The 557-nt window shown below is 66.1% G+C and carries 1 protein-coding gene; it reads left to right on the top strand.

Annotation, left to right across the window (positions count from 1 at the left end):
* Positions 1-557 (top strand): IS701 family transposase (locus tag NKI95_RS34395; RefSeq protein ID WP_352722293.1); only part of this gene is annotated, 557 nt, incomplete at both ends.

Raw genomic sequence — 557 nt, 5'->3', positions numbered from 1 at the left:
TTCGTCTCGGCGTTGAGGCACAAGACGCGTGCGCGGATGTGTCCGGCCTATATTGCTGGGCTGATTGGCCTTGGGGATCGCAAGAGCGTCCAACCGATGGCTGCGCGCGACGCAGGCGTCAACTATGACCAGCTGCACCACTTCATCGCGAGCGGCGTGTGGGATGCTGCGCCGCTGGAGAAGGTGCTGCTCGCGGAGGCCGACAGACAAGTTGGCGGGAACGATGCGTGGCTGATCGTGGACGACACCGCGCTCCCCAAGAAGGGGCGCCACTCGGTCGGCGTCGCGCCGCAATATGCCTCGGCACTTGGCAAGAACGCCAACTGCCAGACGCTGGTGTCGCTGACGCTGGCCTCTGGCGAAGTGCCGGTCATGGTGGGGCTGCGACTGTTTCTGCCCGAGAGCTGGACTTCCGATCCCGCCCGGCTCGACCGTGCCGGTGTGCCCGAGGACCATCGTGCCTACAGGACCAAGCCCGAAATCGCGCTGGCCGAGATCGACCGGGCTCGCGCAGCCGGCTTACGCTTTGGCTGCGTGCTCGCCGATGCCGGATATGG

Source organism: Mesorhizobium sp. M0306, from assembly GCF_040321655.1.
Classification (GTDB): Bacteria; Pseudomonadota; Alphaproteobacteria; order Rhizobiales; family Rhizobiaceae; genus Mesorhizobium.
Note: the sequence above shows the minus strand (reverse complement) of the source record. Positions and strands in the feature narration are given on the sequence as shown.